The sequence below is a fragment of the Phyllobacterium sp. MT110 genome, from assembly GCF_058792715.1.
The window spans coordinates 26,483-46,002 of sequence record NZ_JBXAFE010000006.1 but is presented as its reverse complement, the minus strand read 5'-3'; the positions used below and the strand labels follow the sequence as shown (position 1 = coordinate 46,002).

17 protein-coding genes and 1 tRNA gene are annotated in these 19,520 nt (G+C 59.4%); 13 read left to right on the top strand and 5 right to left on the bottom strand.

Features of this window, described 5'->3' with window-relative positions:
* Positions 1 to 6: 6 nt before the first annotated feature.
* Both AC1Q5O_RS21910 and AC1Q5O_RS21905 read right to left on the bottom strand, forming a co-directional pair.
* Complete coding sequence (locus AC1Q5O_RS21910; RefSeq protein ID WP_472460215.1) at positions 7 to 834, bottom strand: glycosyltransferase family 2 protein; 828 nt, start codon at positions 832 to 834, stop codon at positions 7 to 9.
* A complete protein-coding gene (locus AC1Q5O_RS21905; protein WP_492565904.1) occupies positions 827 to 1,744 on the bottom strand; it encodes a glycosyltransferase family 2 protein in 918 nt (305 codons plus the stop codon). Before AC1Q5O_RS21905 ends, AC1Q5O_RS21910 begins: the two co-directional genes overlap by 8 nt.
* A 261-nt stretch (positions 1,745 to 2,005) precedes the next feature.
* On the opposite strand from AC1Q5O_RS21905, the gene rfbA reads away from it, so the two are divergent.
* The 4 genes from rfbA to rfbD are packed head-to-tail and all read left to right on the top strand — an operon-like array spanning position 2,006 to position 5,420.
* Entirely contained in the window at positions 2,006 to 2,887 is an 882-nt protein-coding gene (gene rfbA, locus AC1Q5O_RS21900; protein WP_464663934.1) for a glucose-1-phosphate thymidylyltransferase RfbA, read from the top strand.
* Positions 2,884 to 3,438 carry a dTDP-4-dehydrorhamnose 3,5-epimerase gene (gene rfbC, locus AC1Q5O_RS21895; protein WP_162800156.1) on the top strand — a complete coding sequence of 185 codons (555 nt, stop codon included), beginning with the start codon at positions 2,884 to 2,886 and terminating at the stop codon, positions 3,436 to 3,438. Before rfbA ends, rfbC begins: the two co-directional genes overlap by 4 nt.
* 15 nt (positions 3,439 to 3,453) lie before the next feature.
* The gene (gene rfbB, locus AC1Q5O_RS21890) at positions 3,454 to 4,530 is read left to right on the top strand and encodes a dTDP-glucose 4,6-dehydratase (RefSeq protein ID WP_464663938.1); all 1,077 of its coding nucleotides are present in this window, start codon (positions 3,454 to 3,456) and stop codon (positions 4,528 to 4,530) included.
* A complete protein-coding gene (gene rfbD / locus AC1Q5O_RS21885) occupies positions 4,527 to 5,420 on the top strand; it encodes a dTDP-4-dehydrorhamnose reductase (protein WP_464663940.1) in 894 nt (297 codons plus the stop codon). The genes rfbB and rfbD overlap by 4 nt, the downstream gene beginning before the upstream one ends.
* A gap of 10 nt (positions 5,421 to 5,430) precedes the next feature.
* On the opposite strand, the gene AC1Q5O_RS21880 is transcribed toward rfbD, so the two are convergent.
* Both AC1Q5O_RS21880 and AC1Q5O_RS21875 read right to left on the bottom strand, forming a co-directional pair.
* Positions 5,431 to 6,861, bottom strand: coding sequence for a phosphomannomutase (locus AC1Q5O_RS21880; protein ID WP_492566323.1), 1,431 nt, complete (start codon positions 6,859 to 6,861; stop codon positions 5,431 to 5,433).
* Between the two features lie 117 nt (positions 6,862 to 6,978).
* Positions 6,979 to 7,052 (bottom strand) — tRNA-Gln (locus tag AC1Q5O_RS21875).
* Between the two features lie 278 nt (positions 7,053 to 7,330).
* Here AC1Q5O_RS21875 and AC1Q5O_RS21870 point away from each other — a divergent pair.
* Positions 7,331 to 8,956 carry an MFS transporter gene (locus tag AC1Q5O_RS21870; RefSeq protein WP_492565900.1) on the top strand — a complete coding sequence of 542 codons (1,626 nt, stop codon included), beginning with the start codon at positions 7,331 to 7,333 and terminating at the stop codon, positions 8,954 to 8,956.
* Positions 8,957 to 8,961: 5 nt separating this feature from the next.
* Here AC1Q5O_RS21870 and AC1Q5O_RS21865 read toward each other — a convergent pair whose 3' ends face one another.
* Positions 8,962 to 11,268 (bottom strand): Tex family protein, encoded by a 2,307-nt coding sequence (locus tag AC1Q5O_RS21865; protein ID WP_472460210.1) that lies wholly within the window; start codon positions 11,266 to 11,268, stop codon positions 8,962 to 8,964.
* Positions 11,269 to 11,457: 189 nt separating this feature from the next.
* Between AC1Q5O_RS21865 and AC1Q5O_RS21860 the strand changes: the two genes are divergently transcribed.
* The 8 genes from AC1Q5O_RS21860 (at position 11,458) to AC1Q5O_RS21825 (ending at position 19,507) form a co-directional block, all read left to right on the top strand.
* Positions 11,458 to 12,375 (top strand): sugar kinase, encoded by a 918-nt coding sequence (locus AC1Q5O_RS21860; protein ID WP_492565898.1) that lies wholly within the window; start codon positions 11,458 to 11,460, stop codon positions 12,373 to 12,375.
* A gap of 99 nt (positions 12,376 to 12,474) precedes the next feature.
* Positions 12,475 to 13,365: a dihydrodipicolinate synthase family protein gene (locus AC1Q5O_RS21855; RefSeq protein ID WP_492565896.1), complete on the top strand. Its 891-nt coding sequence runs from the start codon at positions 12,475 to 12,477 to the stop codon at positions 13,363 to 13,365.
* Positions 13,366 to 13,400: 35 nt separating this feature from the next.
* On the top strand, positions 13,401 to 14,060 hold the full coding sequence (locus tag AC1Q5O_RS21850; protein WP_464663950.1) for a GntR family transcriptional regulator: 660 nt from the start codon (positions 13,401 to 13,403) through the stop codon (positions 14,058 to 14,060).
* A 61-nt stretch (positions 14,061 to 14,121) separates the two neighbouring features.
* Positions 14,122 to 15,447 carry an ABC transporter substrate-binding protein gene (locus AC1Q5O_RS21845; RefSeq protein WP_346304903.1) on the top strand — a complete coding sequence of 442 codons (1,326 nt, stop codon included), beginning with the start codon at positions 14,122 to 14,124 and terminating at the stop codon, positions 15,445 to 15,447.
* 17 nt (positions 15,448 to 15,464) lie between these two features.
* Positions 15,465 to 16,370, top strand: coding sequence for a carbohydrate ABC transporter permease (locus tag AC1Q5O_RS21840; RefSeq protein ID WP_492566321.1), 906 nt, complete (start codon positions 15,465 to 15,467; stop codon positions 16,368 to 16,370).
* Positions 16,371 to 16,381: 11 nt separating this feature from the next.
* Entirely contained in the window at positions 16,382 to 17,206 is an 825-nt protein-coding gene (locus AC1Q5O_RS21835) for a carbohydrate ABC transporter permease (RefSeq protein ID WP_112522346.1), read from the top strand.
* A gap of 29 nt (positions 17,207 to 17,235) precedes the next feature.
* Positions 17,236 to 18,312, top strand: coding sequence for an ABC transporter ATP-binding protein (locus tag AC1Q5O_RS21830; protein WP_492565893.1), 1,077 nt, complete (start codon positions 17,236 to 17,238; stop codon positions 18,310 to 18,312).
* Between the two features lie 37 nt (positions 18,313 to 18,349).
* Positions 18,350 to 19,507 carry a fumarylacetoacetate hydrolase family protein gene (locus AC1Q5O_RS21825; RefSeq protein ID WP_492565891.1) on the top strand — a complete coding sequence of 386 codons (1,158 nt, stop codon included), beginning with the start codon at positions 18,350 to 18,352 and terminating at the stop codon, positions 19,505 to 19,507.
* Positions 19,508 to 19,520 lie beyond the last annotated feature (13 nt).

Here is a 19,520-nt window from a genome sequence, read left to right as displayed (position 1 = left end):
AGCCGCCTAGAAAAGCTTCAGCGGATAGGTCCTGTAGAATATCAAGGCCGAGCGGAGGAACTGCCGGATGTGCCAAAGGCCCTTGCTTGCGGCCCGACCGCCTTCATGCACGATCCGGACCGCTGGCACATAGGCAATGCGTGCTATCTTGCGAACGCGCAGGGAAATATCGAAATCCTCGAAATACAGGAGATAGCGTGGATCAAAACCGCCCAGCTGCCTGTAAACATCGCCGCGGAAAAACATGAAGCATCCGCTGACAATAGGCGGGTCCCAGAACGGGGTGCTGGCGATCTCCTCGCGCATTTCGTACCGTTCAAGGCGCCGGCGGAACATTGCCTTGATGCGGGCAGGCGCAAAGCCGCGAAGAAGCAGGTCGAAGACTGCTGGATAGCGCTTGCAGAGATATTGCGTGCTCCCGTCCGGATTGAACGCCTTGGGCGTGATCAGTCCCGTTTCCGGCGCACCGGTCATGAAGGTCAATGCCTGCTTCAGGGCATCCGGCTCCATTTCCACATCGGGATTCAAGACGAGGTGAAATTTCCCCGCCCTGTCCAGAACCATGTTGTTGGCCGCACCAAAGCCGACATTGCCATGCCCTGCGATGATCTCAAGTGGCAGGTCAGGCAGCAGATTTCTCATCCAGCCGTGGTCTGCAGGCTCGGGCGAATTGTCGATCACATAGAGTTTGGCGCGAAGCGGGGCAATCGTCTCCACGGCTTTCCGAAGGCTCGTCAGCGTGGCCGCGAGCACGGCCTGTTCGGGTTTGAAAATAACCACGCCTATGGTGAGGTCGAAGTCCTGGGACATGGCGGCAAGGCTCCGTTCAACCATTGCTCGGTTTCTTTCCCATGCGGCCGAAAAGACCGTGAAAAATGCCCAACGTCATCATCCCGGCGTGCTGCAGTCTTGGCACTGTAAAGACACTGTAGAACACAAATTTCCGGACCAGACGCACCGCATCGACGATCTTCCAGTTGGCGCGCAGCCAGGGCTGCCGGTAAAGCCAGATGGCATTGCGGAAATGGTAGTAATGCCGCAGCGGGCTGTGCACCGGGATGAACCGTCCACGAAACTTTATCGGATTGTCACCCAGATCATGCTGCATTTCGGCGGCGCAAACCCCAAAGGACCGGTATCCCATGTGTTGCGCCCGCAGACCCCATTCGATGTCGACATAGTCGATGAAAAGTTCCTCTTTCATGCCGCCGACGTCATCAAGGGTCGCTGTCGGAATGAGGCAGCCCGATGCTATGAGATAATCGACATCGACGACCGCATCGGCCGTGCCACAGGTCTGCCGCCGAAGCCGCAATCCTTCCGTTTTGATGAATGGAGGCGGATTTTTTTGCCGCGAGTCCTCATAACGCGGACCGACACATCCGAGCTTCACCCCCTTGGCAATCTGGGCTTTTGCCGCCGACAGCAGCGTGGCGACCATGTCTGGTGCCGGTATGCTGTCCTGGTCGAGCAGGAGAACAAAGCTTGAACCCGATGCGCGTGCCCGGTCGATCCCGACGTTCTGCGCTTTGGCAATACCGTAATTGGCGTCAAGCGGTACAAATTCCGCTTGATTGCTCTGGCTTGCAAACCATTGTTCCAGATTCATTTTCGAACCATTGTCAACGACGATGACACGGGCGACTTGCGGACTGGTTGCGTTCAGAAGTGCTGCAAGACCCGCAAGATCCGGATTGTAGGTCACGATGATCGCGCTGACTTCTGGCTGTTGTTCAATTCGCATTTAAGGTTCCGTGTTACCTGGACCGCATATTTGGTTCTAAACCAGGATCATGGTGTGAAAACAATAGGTTGTGTGGTGGGAAACATCCGGGTCACGCCGACTTCTCATTTACTTCCGGTTGACTTGTCTTTCTGTTGTCGCCAAATGGTTTTTCAATGACCGGTGAACCGCATTTCGCCATCTTTGCATGAAACCAAGTGTGGCCAATTAGGGCGTCATATATCGGCTCAGTTTGTAGCATTGACATAAGGAAGCGATCGCATGAAGGGTATTATATTAGCCGGGGGCAGCGGTACACGTCTTTATCCACTAACGATCGCTGTGTCGAAGCAAATCCTTCCCATCTATGATAAGCCCATGATCTATTACCCGCTGAGCGTTCTGATGCTCGCCGGAATACGCGACATTCTGATCATCTCGACGCCGCATGATTTGCCGCTCTTCCAAAAACTGCTTGGAGACGGGGCTGATTTCGGGGTCAATTTCTCCTATGCCGAACAGCCGCAGCCAAATGGTCTGGCCGAAGCGTTCATCATCGGGCGCGACTTCATCGGCCAGGACAGTGTTGCGATGATTCTGGGCGACAACATCTATTTCGGCGATGGCCTTTCCAAGCTATGCCAGGTTGCCTCATCGATAACCAAGGGCGGCATGGTATTCGCTTACCACGTCGAGGATCCGCAACGCTATGGCGTGGTGGATTTTGACAAGGTTACCGGCAAGGCATTGTCTATTGAAGAAAAACCCGAACGCCCCAAGTCGCATTGGGCCGTGACGGGCCTGTATTTTTACAGCAACGATGTTGTGGACATTGCGCGGTCGATTAAACCCTCGTCGCGCGGGGAGCTGGAAATCACCAGTGTCAACAATATTTACCTTGAACGCGGGGAACTGCAGGTTCAGCAACTGGGCCGCGGCTATGCATGGCTCGATACCGGTACCCATGACAGCTTGCATGAGGCGTCGTCGTTTGTCCGGACAATCGAACACCGGCAGGGCATCAAGATTGCATGCCCGGAGGAAATCGGCCTGGAATGGGGCTGGTTGAATGCCGATCAGGTACTTGAAAGAGCAGCCAAAATGGGCAAGACCGAATATGCCGCATATCTGCGGCGGCGTGCTGCGGAGATTGGAACAGAATGATGGAAGTCAGGCCTCTCGCCCTCGAGGGCGTTCTTGAGATTTTGCCGCCGAAGTTCGGCGACGACCGGGGCTTTTTCTCCGAAACATACAATGCGGAGCGTTTCGACGCGGCCGGAATCACGTTGCAGTTCGTGCAGGACAATCATTCGTTCTCCGCTGCAAAGGGCGTGTTGCGCGGCCTGCACTATCAGCTCCCGCCGCGCGCACAGGACAAGCTGGTGCGCGTGGTCAAGGGCTCCATTCTCGATGTGGTCGTCGATATTCGCAAAAGCTCCCCGACGTTCGGAAAATGGGTTTCGCTTGAAGTCTCGGCGGCCAAATGGAACCAGATTCTGGTCCCGAAGGGTTTTGCCCACGGTTTCGTCACTTTGGAAGAGAACACCGAGGTGATCTACAAGGTGACGGATTATTACTCGCCGCAACACGACCGTGGTATCCGCTTCGACGATCCTTCGATTGGCATTGACTGGCCGCTCGAGGCTTCCACGCTTCAGCTTTCCGACAAGGACCGGAAAGCGCCGCTGCTTGACGGTTCCGATATTTTTCCCTGAGGGAGAGGCTATTTCATGAGAATTCTAGTCACGGGTGGTGCGGGTTTTATCGGGTCGGCGGTCTGCCGCCATCTCGCCTCCAATCCCCGCAATCAGGTCGTCAACGTCGACAAACTGACCTATGCGGGCAATCTCGCATCGCTTCGCCAGATCGAGAATTATCCCAACTACAGCTTCGTCGAGGCTGATATCTGCGATGACGCCGCCATTCTTGACGTGCTTCGCACCGAAAAGATCGAGGCGGTCATGCATTTGGCGGCCGAGAGCCATGTGGACCGCTCCATTGATGGCCCTGCAGCGTTCATCGAGACCAATATCGTGGGTACATTCCGCATGCTGAATGCGGCGCTGGCCTATTGGCGAGATCTGCCCGAACCCGCCAAGTCCGAATTCCGCTTTCACCACATTTCCACGGACGAAGTGTTCGGGGATTTGCCGTTCGACAGCGGCATTTTCACCGAGGAAACGCCTTATGCACCGTCATCTCCATACTCGGCGTCAAAGGCAGCCTCGGACCATCTGGTCCGCGCGTGGCACGAGACATATGGTCTGCCGGTGGTTCTGTCGAACTGCTCGAACAATTATGGTCCCTTCCATTTTCCGGAAAAGCTCATTCCGCTTGTTATTCTCAATGCGCTCGATGAGAAGCCATTGCCCGTCTATGGTGCAGGCGCAAATGTTCGCGACTGGCTGTTCGTTGAGGATCATGCGCGGGCATTGGAACTGGTGGTGACGAAGGGCAAGCCGGGCGAAAGCTACAATATCGGCGGTCGCGCGGAACGCACCAATCTCAGCGTTGTCGAAACCATTTGCGATATTCTCGACAACAAGCGTCCGCGCAAGGGCGGCGCGCGTTACCGGGATCTCATCACATTCGTGACCGACCGTCCCGGACATGACCGCCGCTATGCCATCGACGCGTCAAAGATCGAACGTGAACTCGGCTGGAAACCGGCCGAAACCTTCGATACCGGTTTGGAACGGACCATACAATGGTATCTCGACAACACGTGGTGGTGGGAGCCGATCCGCAGCGGAAGCTATGCGGGTGAACGGCTTGGCTCTGTCTCCCTGAAGAAGGGGACGGCATGAAAATTGTCGTAACGGGCCGGGAAGGGCAGGTTGTCCGCAGTCTGGTCGAGCGCGCCAGCCTGCACCCCGAAATAACGCTCCTGACCCTCGGACGCCCGGATTTTGATCTGGCGCAGCCAGATACCGTCTTCGATGCGATCGCTACAGCAAAACCAGATCTCGTTGTATCTGCTGCGGCCTATACGGCCGTTGATCAGGCGGAGGATGAGCCTGAATTGGCTCATGCCATCAATGCGACCGGTGCCGGAACTGTTGCCGCGGCCGCGGCGCGGGCTGGTGCGCCGGTTGTTCATCTTTCAACCGATTATGTGTTCGCTGGCGAAGGGGATACCCCCTATGCGGAAGATGACCCGACAGGACCGCACGGCGTTTACGGCCAGACGAAGCTCGCTGGCGAGGCTTTGGTCGCACAGGCCAACGGCAAACACCTCATCCTGCGCACGGCGTGGGTGTATAGCCCGTTCGGAAAGAATTTTATCAAAACCATGCTGCATCTGGCCGCAAACCGGGACAGCCTGTCGGTGGTATCCGATCAATGGGGAAACCCGACATCGGCCATCGATATTGCCGACGGCATCCTGCACGCCGCGAACCGCCTTCGTACGGACCCGCAATTCGATGCATTCGGTGTCTATCATCTTGCCGGAACGGGCAGTACCAACTGGAGCACCTTCGCCCGGGCGATCTTTCAGGCCAGCCGGGATGAGCAGGGCCCGTTCGCCGAGGTGAAGGACATCCTGACGTCGGAATATCCGACGAAAGCCCGCCGCCCGCTGAACTCGCGTCTCAACACCGAAAAATTCCATGCTGTGTTCGGCTGGCAGGCGCCGTCCTGGGAACAGTCGACCATATCGACGGTCAAACGGCTGTTGCAGCCGAGCGCGCTGTAAAAGCCCCAGGCTATGAATGCGTCCCCAGCATTGCACGGGCACGCGTCAAACCCCAATGAAGCAAATCTTCGGCGCGGCCGTCATCGGATGCTTCGGCATAACAGCGCAGCTCAGGCGCATTGCCCGAGGCCCGATAGTGAATGACGTCGCCCGTCGAAAGGACGACACGCACGCCGTCAATGGCATCGCTTTCCCTGATCGTGCCGACCGGCGCGAAGAAGGCGTCGCGGCGGACACTGTCAAGCAGACCCTGCAGGAAGGGGCCACTGGCCGTCGATGCAATGTGCTCGAGCCGGCCGCTGCGCGTAAAGCGGGAGGGCAGATCCCGAAGCAGCGCTGACACCGGAACGCCTCTGCCGGCTGCCGTGCCGAGGACACTCAGGATCGGAAGCATGGCGTCGCGGGTTGGCAAGGCCTCCAATGTTCCGCCATTCATGGCGAGAGTTGAACCCAATAGCACCCCGCCATTGGCTTCAAAACCCACGATTCGCCGGAACCCATCCCTGCGGGCCTGCTCCATGCCTTCGATCACGTAGGGCGATCCGACACGTGTCCGGTAGACTTTCGTGAAGAGACCGCTCAGCTCAATGGCCGTATTGGAGGTGACGGGCGTTACGACCGCATCCGCATCAAGAAAATGTGCCGTCAGAAGGCCGACACTGTCGCCGCGCAGAAAAACACCATTTTCATCGGCAACAAGCGGCCGGTCGGCGTCGCCATCGGTCGAAACCAGCGCGTCGAGCTTGTATTTGTTGCAGGCATCGGTGGCAAATGCGATATCTTCGGGACGGAGAGCTTCGGTGTCAACGGGCACGAATACGGCGGAATGCCCAAGCGCCACGGCATCAGCGGCGAGGTTCTGCAGGATGGTGACGATCAGATCACCCGCAACGGAGCTGTGCTGATAAACGCCGATTCTCTTGCCGGCCAAAGCATTCGGCCTCAAAACGGAGATGCTTCGCCTGATATAATGTTGCAGCGCATCCGGCACGATTGCCGCCTGTCCGACGGAGCCCGCCGGCTTTTTCGCCTCCAGATCAAGGACGGCCAGGATGCCGGCTTCATCGGCCTTGTCGATCTCGCCGTCGGGCCGGTAGAACTTCAGGCCATTCCGGTCTGCGGGAATATGGCTGCCCGTGACCATGATGGCCGGTGCCTTGAGGCTGAGCGCGCGAAACGCCAGTGCCGGTGTCGGCAAGGGACCGCAGTTTTCCACCCGCATTCCAAAGGCTTCTGCGGCCGCCATGCATGCGGCCGCCATCCGCGGACTGCTGGAACGCAGATCGTAACCAACGAGCAAAGGGCTGCCGGACGCAACGCCTTTGACTTTCTGCATGTGTGTCAGGAATGCGAGCGTATAGGCTTTGCAGACCTCATCGGGTAGTTCGGTTACAAGGCCGCGAAGGCCGCTTGTGCCAAATTTCAGACTGCTCATTGTAATGTCACAACCACTCAAGCCGTTGCCGCTGGATTCGCTCGTAAGATGTCAGCCGCGCATGATCGAAAGTCAACAACGATCGATGTCAGAATATAGCTGGGGGAGTGCGGATGGAAAAAGTGGCTGGGGAACCTGGATTCGAACCAGGACTAACGGAGTCAGAGTCCGTGGGTCTACCGTTAACCTATTCCCCAACAACCGCTTTTGTGCGGTGGCTGATTAAGCCGGTGCGGGGTCATATAGTCCAATTCGTTCAGGATGAAAACCCCTGTTCGGATGGTTTTTGCACTGCGCCGCATTTTATCTTCCATACACGAATTTAATGGGCGCAAATGGCTGGGTCGTCCCTGCAACTGGTTGCCAGGCTATCGAAAATGCCGGCGAAGCCATTTGGCCGCTGGCAATCCGATACGTCAGGCCTATAACTGTCTGAAAGTGATTTGCAACGCACAGCGAAGAGAAAGCAGACGAGGTGGCGGACCGATCATCACCACTGGCCCCGTTCAAGCACGACACGTTCCGCACTATCTGGATCGCGAGCCTGGTCTCCAATTTCGGCTCGCTGATCCAGGCGGTGGGTGCCGCATGGATGATGACGTCGATTTCTGATTCGGTGAACATGGTGGCACTTGTGCAGGCCTCCACGGCACTGCCCATCATGATCTTTTCCTTGGTATCCGGCGCGCTGGCGGACAATTTCGACCGGCGCAAGGTGATGCTGGTGGCACAGTGGTTCATGCTGGTCGTTTCAGCGTTTCTAACGGTTTTTGCCTATCTCGGGCTCATCACCCCCTGGCTTCTCCTGGCATTCACCTTTCTGCTGGGCTGCGGGACGGCTCTCAACAATCCATCCTGGCAGGCCTCGGTCGGTGACATGGTTCCCCGGGACGATCTGCCCAATGCGGTGGCGCTGAACAGCATGGGCTTCAACATCACGCGCAGTGTTGGTCCGGCCATTGGCGGCCTCATCGTTGCGGTTGCCGGTGCTGCGGCGACGTTTGCGGTCAACGCGGCCAGCTATTTCGCCGTGATCTATGCCCTGATGCGCTGGCAGCCGAAAATCGATCCGAGCCCCTTGCCGCGCGAATCGCTCGGCCGCGCCATTTCGGCGGGCCTGCGCTACGTCGCCATGTCGCCCAATATCGGCAAGGTGGTCGTTCGCGGCTTTGTCTTCGGTCTTTCAGCCAGTGCGATTCTGGCGCTCCTGCCGCTCGTTGCGCGCGATCTCGTCCATGGCGGTCCTCTGACCTACGGTGTCATGCTCGGCTCGTTCGGCATCGGTGCCATCGGCGGTGCGCTGCTCAGTGCGCGCCTGCGTGAATTCCTCTCGAGCGAGGCAATCGTGCGGTATGCCTTTGCCGGATTTGCGGTGAGCGCGGCGGTGACGGCGGTCAGCACGTCGGTGTGGCCCACCAATATCGCCCTGCTGCTGGCCGGGGCCTGCTGGGTCCTGGCCCTCTCGCTGTTCAATGTCACGGTGCAGCTGTCGACGCCGCGCTGGGTGGTGGGACGGGCCCTGTCGCTCTACCAGACGACGACATTTGCGGGTATTGCTGCGGGCAGCTGGCTCTGGGGCGCGGCCGCCGAACAATACGGCGCGGACAGGGCTCTGATCGCTTCCGGAGTGCTCATGCTGCTCGGTGCCGTGATTGGCCTGCGCTACGCCCTGCCGGAGTTCAAGTCGCTCAATCTCGATCCGCTCAACCGGTTCAGCGAACCACTGCTGGCGCTTGACCTGAAGCCGCGCAGTGGGCCGATTGTCATCATGATCGACTACGAGATCGCCGAAGCAGACATTCCCGAATTTCTCGCGCTGATGTCAGACCGGCGGCGTGTGCGGATCCGCGACGGTGCGGGGCAATGGGCGCTGATGCGCGATCTGGAGAAACCGGAAATCTGGACCGAAACCTACCACACGCCCACCTGGGTCGAATATGTCCGCCACAACCAGCGGCGAACGCAGGCGGATGCTGTGGTTGGCGACCGGATCCGCGCGCTGCATCGGGGCGGCGAAATCCGGGTCCATCGCATGATCGAGCGGCAAACAATCCTGCCGCACGATATCGCTGCGCATAAGACGCCGATGGACATGCACTGACGGGACTATTTCTTCCGAAGTGCATCCGCGAGCGCCGCGCCGAAAGCACCCTGTGTTGTCGATGGTTGTGGTTTGCCCTGCGCTGCCGGTTTCGGCTTGAAGCCGGTGCTGTCAGCCCTTTGCTCCCTTGGGGCAGGGGCGCTACCATCCTTGCGCATGGTCAGGCTGATGCGGTTGCGCTTGACGTCGATATCCACAACGCGGACTTTCACCACATCCCCCGCCTTGACGACCTCGTGGGCGTCCTTGACGAAACGGTCTGCCAGTTGTGACAGATGCACCAATCCGTCCTGATGCACGCCGATATCCACAAAGGCGCCAAAGGCAGCCACATTGGTGACCGTTCCTTCCAGCATCATTCCCGGCTTCAGGTCCTTGATGTTGTCGATACCATCGGCAAAGGCCGCGGTTTTGAACTGCGGCCGCGGATCGCGGCCGGGCTTTTCCAGCTCGGCGATGATGTCGCGAACCGTCGGAAGGCCGAACCGCTCGTCGACGAAGAGGCGCGGATCGAGCGCCTTCAGGGCGGCGCAGTCATTCATCAGCGAACGCACGTCGCGGCCGCAGGCGCTGACAATCTTCTTGGCGACGCCGTAAGCCTCCGGATGAACCGCCGAAGCGTCCAGCGGCTCGGTGCCGTCGGGAATACGCAGGAAGCCCGCACATTGTTCGAAGGCGCGTGGCCCCAACCGCGCGACTTTCAGGAGGTCACGGCGGGTCTTGAACGGACCGACGTCGTTGCGGTAAGCGACCACGGCTTCTGCCAGCGACGTTCCCAGGCCCGAAATGCGGGCCAGCAGCGGCGCCGATGCGGTGTTGAGGTCGACGCCGACCGCATTCACGGCATCTTCGACAACACCGTCGAGCGAGCGGGCCAGGCGATACTGGTCGACGTCGTGCTGGTACTGGCCGACGCCGATGGATTTCGGTTCGATCTTGACGAGTTCCGCCAGCGGGTCCTGCAGGCGCCGGGCGATGGAAACGGCGCCTCTGAGCGATACGTCGAGATCCGGGAATTCTGCGGCAGCCGTCGCCGATGCCGAATAGACCGAAGCACCCGCCTCGCTGACGATCACCTTCAGCGGCTTGGGCGAGGGCATGTCGGCAAGCATGTCTGCGACAAGGCGTTCTGTCTCGCGGCTGCCGGTACCGTTGCCGATGGCGATCAGCTCGATCTTGTGTTTGCCGGCCAGCCGCGCCAGTTCGGCCTGGGTTCCACGCAGATCGTTGCGCGGCGGAAAGGGATAGACGGTCGTCGTGTCGAGCACCTTGCCGGTACCATCGACGACAGCCACTTTCACGCCGGTGCGGATGCCGGGATCGAGGCCCATGGTTGCGCGCGATCCGGCCGGTGCCGCCAGCAGCAGGTCTTTCAGGTTGCGGGCGAAAACGTGGATCGCCTCTTCCTCCGCCTTTTCACGCATCTGTGTCATCAGGTCGATGGAAAGGTTGAGCGACAGGCGCGCCCGCCAGGCCCAGCGGACGACGTCCATCAGCCAGCTGTCGGCGGCGGTTCCGCTCGGGGAAATTGCATAGGCACCGGCGATCATGCGTTCCACCGGCTTCACCGGAGAGGTGTCGTCGGCATCGACTTCAATGTCGAGGGAAAGCACGTCTTCGTTGCGCCCGCGCAGCATGGCGAGGGCGCGATGGCTGGGGATGGTCGACCAGCGTTCGAAATGGCTGAAATAGTCGGAGAATTTCGCGCCCGCTTCCTGCTTGCCGTCGGCGACCCTGGCGCGCAGAACGGCCTTGTCCTTCATGTGGTTGCGCAGGCGGCCGACGAGATCGGCATTTTCCGAGAAGGTTTCGACCAGAATATCGCGTGCGCCATCCAGCGCCGTTTTCACATCCGGCACATCCGCCGAAAGAAAAGTCTGGGCCAGTTCGGATGGAACGCTGCGGCGGTCGGCGAGAATCGTTTCAGCCAGCGGCCCCAATCCGCGTTCGCGGGCAATTTCGGCCCGCGTGCGCCGCTTGGGCTTGTAGGGGAGATAAATGTCCTCAAGCTCGGCCTTGGTGGCGGACGCCAGGATCTTGGTCTCCAGCTCGTCGGTCAGCTTGCCCTGGCTGCGGATGGACTCGATGATGGTGTCGCGCCGGGCGTCAAGCTCGCGCAGGTAGATGAGCCGTTCGTCGAGAAGCCGCAGCTGCGTATCGTCAAGTCCGCCCGTCACCTCTTTGCGGTAGCGGGCAATGAACGGAACGGTCGCGCCGCCGTCCAGCAGTTCAATCGCCGCATTGGCCTGTTCGGGCCTGGCATTGATCTCGGTGGCAATGATACGCGCAATACGGGCAGTTGTGGCAGTCATACTGGTCTCATCAAACTTGATCGGACGGCGACCATAGGGCTGCCGGGATCAATCGGCAATCGTTTGGTCCGCTGGTTCTCCCGGCGTTCCACGAAAAACTCCATGGCTCCCCCGGCTTGACCTGCTCAACGAAACGTTTCCTTATCGCCTGACCCTTCTGATGATTCAGCCAATATGGATAGTGTGACGATGCCGGCAAATACGAAGCCAAGGATTCTGTGCGTTGGTGCCCTGACGATGGACACCATCTTCCGGCTCGACACCCTGCCGCCCGGTCCCGGCAAGTTCATCCCGCAGGAGGCCGTGGAGATCGCGGCAGGCATGGCATCGAGCCAGGCGGCAACCATTGCAAGGCTGGGCGGCAGCGCGTCTTTGTGGGCGTCGGCGGGGCTGGACCATGTCGGCGATCGCGTGGTCGGTGAGCTGGCGGAGGAAGGGGTTGACTGCACCTTTGTCCGTCGCATCCAAGGCGCGCGGTCGGCTTTTTCCTCGATCTTTGTCGACAGGTCGGGCGAGCGCATGATCGTGCCCTTCTATGACAAGACCCTGTTGAGTGCGCCGGAACAGATCCCGCCCATCGAGGACGGCGCGTTCGATGTGGTGATGACCGATGTTCGCTGGCCGCTGGCTGCTGCCACTGCGCTCAGGGCAGCGCGCGAGACTGGCATTCATGGCGTGCTCGATGCCGATGTCGCGCCGCTGGAGACCCTTGAGCGGCTGCTGCCGCTTGCATCGCATATTGTCGCCTCGGAACCGGCAGCCGAAATCATCACCGGTGAGGCGGATATCGAGCGTGCCGTCATTGCCTTGGCGGCCCGGTATCGCGGTTTTGTCGCTGTCACCGGCGGCGGCAAGGGCTGCTACTGGTCGGGCGGCGAAGCGGGAATTGTACACCATATGCCCGCTTTTGCCGTTGATGCCGTGGATACGCTGGCCGCCGGAGATGTGTTTCACGGCGCCTTCGCGCTGGCGCTGGCGGAAGGGCATGGCATGGAGGAGATCATGCGTTTTGCCAGCGCGGCGGCGGCGATCAAATGCACCCGGTTTGGCGGACGCGCCGGTGCGCCGACGCGGAACGAAGTCGAGCACGTGCTGTTCAATTCATAACATTTGTATCCATACTCGCAAAAATGTATGTGACAGCATGTTGACTATCAACTAACATGTTAGTAGTCTTTATGCATTGAGAGGGTGGGAGGAAAATCATTGTCTCGGGTTGAACGATTTGGACTTTCTGCGGCATTGACGATGCCGTTTGATGCTGCGCTGGCAATTGATCTGCCCTCGGCAATTCACCATGCAAAAACCTGTCTGCAGCGCGGCTGCAGCAGCGTCACCCTGTTCGGGACGACGGGCGAGGGCTCGTCCATCGGTATTCATGAGCGCCAGGCCGTCATCAAGGGATTTATTGCGGCAGGCATCGCGCCGTCGCAGATTGTCGTTGGCGTCATGGCCAATTCGCATGTCGATGCGGCAGAGCAGGCACGGTTTGCGCTGGATGCGGGATGCCGCGGTATTCTCCTGGCGCCGCCGTCCTATTTCAAGAATGTCAGCGATGACGGCCTCTTTGACTGGCATGCGGCGGCGTTCAAGGCAATCGGCGCGGATGTGCGCGGCATCATTCTGTATAATCTGCCCTCGGTGACGGCAGTCGAGATTTCGGTTGATCTGGTCAGCCGGTTGCGTGAGGCCTTCCCTGGAGCGATTGCAGGGGTCAAGGATTCTTCCGGCAACTGGAGCTATACGGAAAAGATGCTGGCGCGGCACAATGACCTTGCCATCCTGATCGGCGATGAGCGCAGCCTTGCTGCGGGCGTGCGGCTCGGCGGGCAGGGTGCCATCTCGGGTCTGGCCAATATCTACCCCGAACGTCTCGTGCGTATGATCGATGAAGGGCGCGACGATGAAGAGGTGGTTGCGGCTGTCAATGAACTGGTGAAATATCCGGTGATTCCGGCTGTGAAGGCGATGGTTGCCCATCACCAGGGCGAAGAAGGCTGGCGGCGGACGCGTGGCCCGCTCGAAGCCTTGCCGGACGGCGATCGCAAGCATCTGACGGCAGTCTTTGATCGTCTGTTTGTCGCGGCGGCCGCCTGACGGGGAATCGTGAAGGCGTCTGAGGAGGAACAGGCATGGATGACAGCGGCGAGCCGGTAAGATTGCGTGAGAAAGCCTATGCGAGTTTCACGGAACATCTTCTGGCCCGTGACTTTCATCCGGGGCAGTTCGTGTCGCAGCGCCAGCTCGTTGCCATGACGGGTATGCCGCTCGGAGCCATCCGCGAAGTTGTGCCCCGTCTCGAAGCTGAGGGGCTGGTGAAGACGGTGCCGCAGCGCGGGATACAGATTGCGCATATCGATATCAATCTGATCCGCGAAGCCTTCCAGTTCCGCGTCTTCATGGAGAAGGAAGCGGTTGCGCTGTTCTGTGTTTCCGCTTCCGATGAGGTGTTGGCCAGGTTGCGGCGCGAACATGAAGAGACCTTGGAGAAGGCTCTCAGGGACGGAGAGACGCCCGAGCTTGAACTGCACGCGCAGGCGATCGATTGGTCGCTGCATGACACAATCATCGATTCCCTTGGCAATGGGATCATTTCGAAAGCCTATCGGATCAATGCCATCAAGATGCGCTTGATCAATCAGGAGCGGTTTCGCATCACCGGCCGCGTTATTCCGGTGATGCGCGAGCATCTGGCGGTCATTGCGGCAATCGAGACCCGCAACCCGCAAACGGCGATGGATGCCATTGCCGAGCATATCAACAATGCAAGGAATCTCGCTCTGAAGGTTTAGACGCAACGGTGCCGGAAATGGGAGTTACGGCACTGCAATGGATTATGGGAGGACGATAAGCATGAAACGGATTCAACCGACACGCCGGCAATTTCTTGCCGGATCAGCAGCACTTGGCGCGGCGAGCTTTGCCGGCCTAAAGCCGGCATTCGCCAATGTCGACTGGAAGAAATATGCAGGCACGACCCTTGAGGTGAACCTGATCAAGAGCCCGCGCGGCGATATTCTGCAAAAGTACCAGAAGGAATTCGAAGAATTGACCGGAATCAAGGTCAATTCCGAGCAGACGCCGGAACAGCAGCAGCGCCAGAAAGCCGTGATCGAACTGACCTCCGGCAAGCCGAGCTTCGATGTCATCCATATCAGTTATCACGTGCAGAAGCGGCAGTTCGAGAAGGGTGGCTGGCTTGCCGATCTGACACCGTTCCTGAAGGACCCCACGCTCACCGAGCCGTCATTGGTCGAAAGCGATTTTGCCGAAGCGGGTCTTGCCTTTGCCAAGGACAAGAACGGCCGTTTCGGCGGTCTGCCGTTCTCGGTGGATTACTGGATTCTGTATTGGAACAAGGAACTCTTCGCCGCCAAGGGCATCGAATATCCGAAGTCCTTCGATGAGCTTGTAAGCGCCGCAGAAAAACTCACCGATGCGAGCAAGGGTACATACGGGTTCGTTGCCCGCGGCATGAAGAACGCCAATACGCCTGTTTGGGCCAGCCTCATGCTCGGTTATGGCAAGAGCACGATCGACGACGGCAATCTCCAGACCGACACGCCGGAAGCAATTCAGGCCGCAACGCTCTATCAGCGCCTGATGACAAAGTCCGCACCGCCCGGCGTAACGGGTTTCAACTGGGCCGAATGCCAGTCAAACTTCCTGCAGGGCAAGGTTGCCATGTGGCTGGATGGCATCGGTTTTGCCCCGCCGCTGGAAAACCCGGAGAAATCGCGGGTCGTCGGCAAGGTCGGTTACGGCGTCATGCCCAAGGGACCAGCAGTGCAGGCTGCGCCTACCTTCGGCGATGGTATCGGCGTGACCGAGGGATCATCGAAGAAGGAAGCGGCTTACCTCTATTGCCAATGGGCCATTTCGAAGCAGATGGGCGCGCGCCTGCTGCAAACGGGCTCCGGCGTTCCCTTCCGCAATTCGATCCTCAACGATCCGGAGGTCCGCAAGGGTGTGACCATGCCGTCCGAATGGGTTGATGTGCTGACGGCATCGGCCAAGGTCAGCCAGCTCTGCCTGCCGGTTATCGTCCCGGTCACGGAATTCCGCGACGTGATGGGTGTCGGCCTGACCAATCTTCTCGGCGGCGCCGATCCCGCAACGGAAATGAAGCGGGCAACGGAAGAATTCCGTCCCATCCTTGCGCGCAGCGAGGGCAAATGACAATCGCCGCCCCGACCATGACAACCGAAGCACAAACCACCAAAGCGAGAACGGGCAAACGCCGGCTCAAGCCGAGCTACTGGCCGTTTGTCATTCCGGCGCTGGTCATTGTCGGGGCGGTCATTCTGTTTCCCTGGGCGTTCACCCTGTGGATGAGCGTCAATGAGTGGCATCTCGGCGGAGAACAGAGCTTCGTCGGGTTTGCGAATTTTACCCGCCTGGCAGGCGATACGCGCTTCTGGCAGTCGATGGGGCACACCGTGCTCTATACGCTTCTCTCCGTCATCGCCCCGTTGTTTTTTGGCACCATTGCGGCTCTGATCTTCGACAGCAAATTGCCGATGCGCGGCCTGCTGCGCGGCATTTTCGTCATGCCGATGATGGCCACGCCCGTGGCCATCGCTCTGGTCTGGACCATGATGTACCACCCGCAGCTCGGGGTTCTCAACTACCTCCTGTCGCTGGTTGGCATCGGGCCGCAGGAATGGATATTCAACCAGAACACGGTTATCCCGTCGCTGGTGCTGGTCGAGACCTGGCAGTGGACACCGCTTGTCATGCTCATCGTGCTCGGCGGCCTTGCCTCCATGCCGCGCGATCCCTTCGAGAGCGCGGAAATCGATGGCGCCAATGGCTGGCAGAAATTCCGCTACATCACGCTGCCGATGATCCTGCCCTTCATGATGGTTGCGGTGATCATCCGCTCCATCGATGCGCTGAAGAGCTTTGACATCATCTTCGCCATGACGCAGGGCGGCCCCGGCACGGCATCCGAGACGATCAATATCTATCTCTACAATGTCGCCTTTTCCTACTACGACATCGGCTATGGCTCGGCGATTGCCGTGGTCTTCTTCGTCGTCATCATCACCATGTCCATGGCGCTGCTTTATCTGCGCCAGCGGACCAAATGGAACAGCTGAGGGAGACGCCGATGGCCCGCCGTAGTCCGCTGAAATCACTGGGCACCGCCTTCGTTGTGTTCGTGATCGTTTCGCCCGCCATTTTCTTCTTTCTCTGGATGCTGTCGCTGTCGTTGAAATACGAGATAGACAATGGCGCCTATCCGCCGATCTTCATCCCGGAGCGGTTTGCCTGGTCGAACTATACCCAGATTTTTGCCACGAACGATTTCCTGCATTACTTCTGGAACAGCCTGATTGTGACGGGCATATCGACATTGCTGGCCCTGCTCGTTGGGGTGCCTGCCGGCTATGGCATTGCCCGCCTGCGCGCCGACAAGGCGGCCATCGTCGTCATGATCGCGCGCATGACGCCGGGCCTGTCCTATCTTATTCCCTTGTTCCTGCTGTTCCAGACCATGGGATTGCTGGGAACGCTGTGGCCCCAGATCATCATCCATCTGGTTGTGACCGTGCCCATCGTGATCTGGATCATGATCGGCTATTTCGAGACGACACCGATGGAACTGGAAGAGGCCGCCATGATCGACGGTGCAACCTCCTGGCAGGTCTTTGTCAAGGTGGCGCTGCCCATTGCCAAGCCCGGTATTGTCGTTTCGCTGATCCTGGCGGTGATCTTCTCCTGGAACAATTTTGTCTTCGGGATCGTGCTGGCCAGCCGTGAAACCCGGACCTTGCCGGTCGCGGTCTACAACATGCTTTCATTCGAGCAGGTCAGTTGGGGGCCGCTGGCCGCTGCGGCGCTGGTCGTTACACTGCCGGTGCTGCTGCTGACCGTTTTCGCCCAGCGCCAGATCATTGCGGGTCTCACCGCCGGTGCCGTCAAGGGCGGCTAGAACAGGTTTTCAAGAACAGGGAGGGCGCGATGGCTTCGGTCTCGATCAAGGATGTCACCAAGAAATACGGCAACGTCAATGTGATGCACGGTGTCTCCGTCGATATTGAAGATGGCGAGTTCGTCATTCTCGTCGGCCCGTCAGGCTGCGGGAAATCGACATTGCTGCGCATGATCGCCGGGCTGGAGGAAATCACCACCGGGGAAATTGCCATCGGCAGCCGCGTGGTCAATGACCTGCCTGCCAAGGAGCGCGACATCGCCATGGTGTTCCAGAACTACGCGCTCTATCCGCATATGACGGTGGCCGACAATATGGGCTTCGCGCTCATGCTCAAGAATGCGCCGAAGCAGGAAAAGGAAAGCCGGGTCGGCCGCGCGGCGGAAATCCTTGGTCTTGAAAAGCTGCTCGACCGCTTTCCGCGGCAATTGTCCGGCGGCCAGCGCCAGCGCGTCGCCATGGGACGCGCCATCGTCCGTGATCCGCAGGTCTTCCTGTTCGACGAGCCGCTTTCCAATCTCGATGCGAAACTGCGCGTACAGATGCGCAGCGAGATCAAGGGGCTGCATCAGCGGCTTGGTACCACCATCGTCTATGTGACGCATGACCAGATCGAAGCCATGACCATGGCCGACAAGATCGTCGTGATGAAAGACGGCTTGGTCGAACAGATCGGCACGCCGCTCGATCTCTACGATTACCCTGCAAACCTTTTTGTCGCCGGTTTCATCGGCTCGCCGTCGATGAACTTCGTCAAGGGGCGTCTGGCCGGGGCAGGGCAGTTCGCGACGCCGGAAGGCATCACGTTGCCCGTGCCGCAGACCATCCAAACCACGGGATCAGCGGACGTGATCTATGGTGTGCGGCCGGAGCACATCAAGATTGCCGCCGGCGGCATCCCGGTTGACGTCAGCGTCGTCGAGCCGACGGGCTCGGAAATCATGGTGGTCGGCAAACTGGGCGATCAGGAAATCATGTGTCTGTTCCGTGAGCGGCTGTCGATCAAATCGGGCGACCGGATTCACATCGGGATTGATCCGGCGAACAGCCACCTGTTTGATGGCGCAACCGGCATGCGGCTCGGCAAGCGCAACGCTGCGCACTAATCCATCGTATCAGCACTCTCTCCCGGGAGCCTTTACCGTGACCCTATCGACCGAGACCTACAGAACCGGAACTTTCGTTGGCCGTGTCTGGCGCCCCGATGTGCAGGGCCCCGCCCTTGTCGTGGTGCGCGACGGCGTCCTGTTTGACATCACCTCACGCCAGACCGCGACAATGCGTGACCTGCTGGAACTGGACGAGCCTGCCGCCCATGTCGCTGCGCAGGCCGGAGAAGAACTCGGACCGCTGGATACTATTCTGGCGCAGTCCGTCGAAAGTGAAGCCGATGCCGCGCGGCTTCGGCTGCTCGCGCCCTGTGATCTGCAGGCAGTCAAGGCCTGCGGTGTTACCTTTGCCCGCTCGATGATCGAGCGCGTCATCGAGGAGAAGGCCGCGGGCAATCCGGCGCTGGCGCTGAAGATCCGTGAACGCATCATGCCGATCATCGGCAACAGTCTGCGCGATCTGAAAGCCGGTTCGCCGGAGGCTGCCAAGGTGAAGGCTGCCCTGATTGAAGAAGGTGTCTGGTCGCAATATCTGGAAGTCGGAATCGGGCCTGATGCGGAAGTATTCTCCAAGGCGCAGGTCCTCTCCTCCGTCGGCTGGGGCGCATCGGTCGGTCTGCACCCGATCTCAAGCTGGAACAATCCGGAGCCGGAAATCGTGCTCGCCGTCAACAGCAAGGGCAGGGTGCAGGGCGCGACGCTCGGCAATGACGTGAACCTGCGCGATGTCGAAGGCCGGTCCGCCCTTTTGCTCGGCAAGGCAAAGGACAACAATGCCTCGTCATCGATCGGGCCGTTCATCCGGCTGTTCGATGCGACCTATTCCATCGATGACGTGCGCAATGCCGATCTTGACCTGATGGTCGAAGGCCGGGATGGGTACGTGCTGAAGGGCAGCAGCACGATGAAGGAAATCAGCCGCGATCCGCTGGATCTGGTCGCCCAGACCACCGGACGGCATCACCAGTACCCGGATGGCTTCATGCTGTTCATGGGAACGCTGTTTGCGCCGGTCGAAGACCGCGATACGCCGGGGCAGGGATTTACCCACAAGATCGGCGATGTGGTCACCATATCGAATCCGCAGCTTGGTGCGCTCACCAATACCGTCCGGTTGTCGACGGAGTGCCCCGAATGGACATTCGGCATGGCGGCGCTCATGCGCAACCTTGCCGCGCGTGGTTTGCTGTAAGCAACCAACGCTA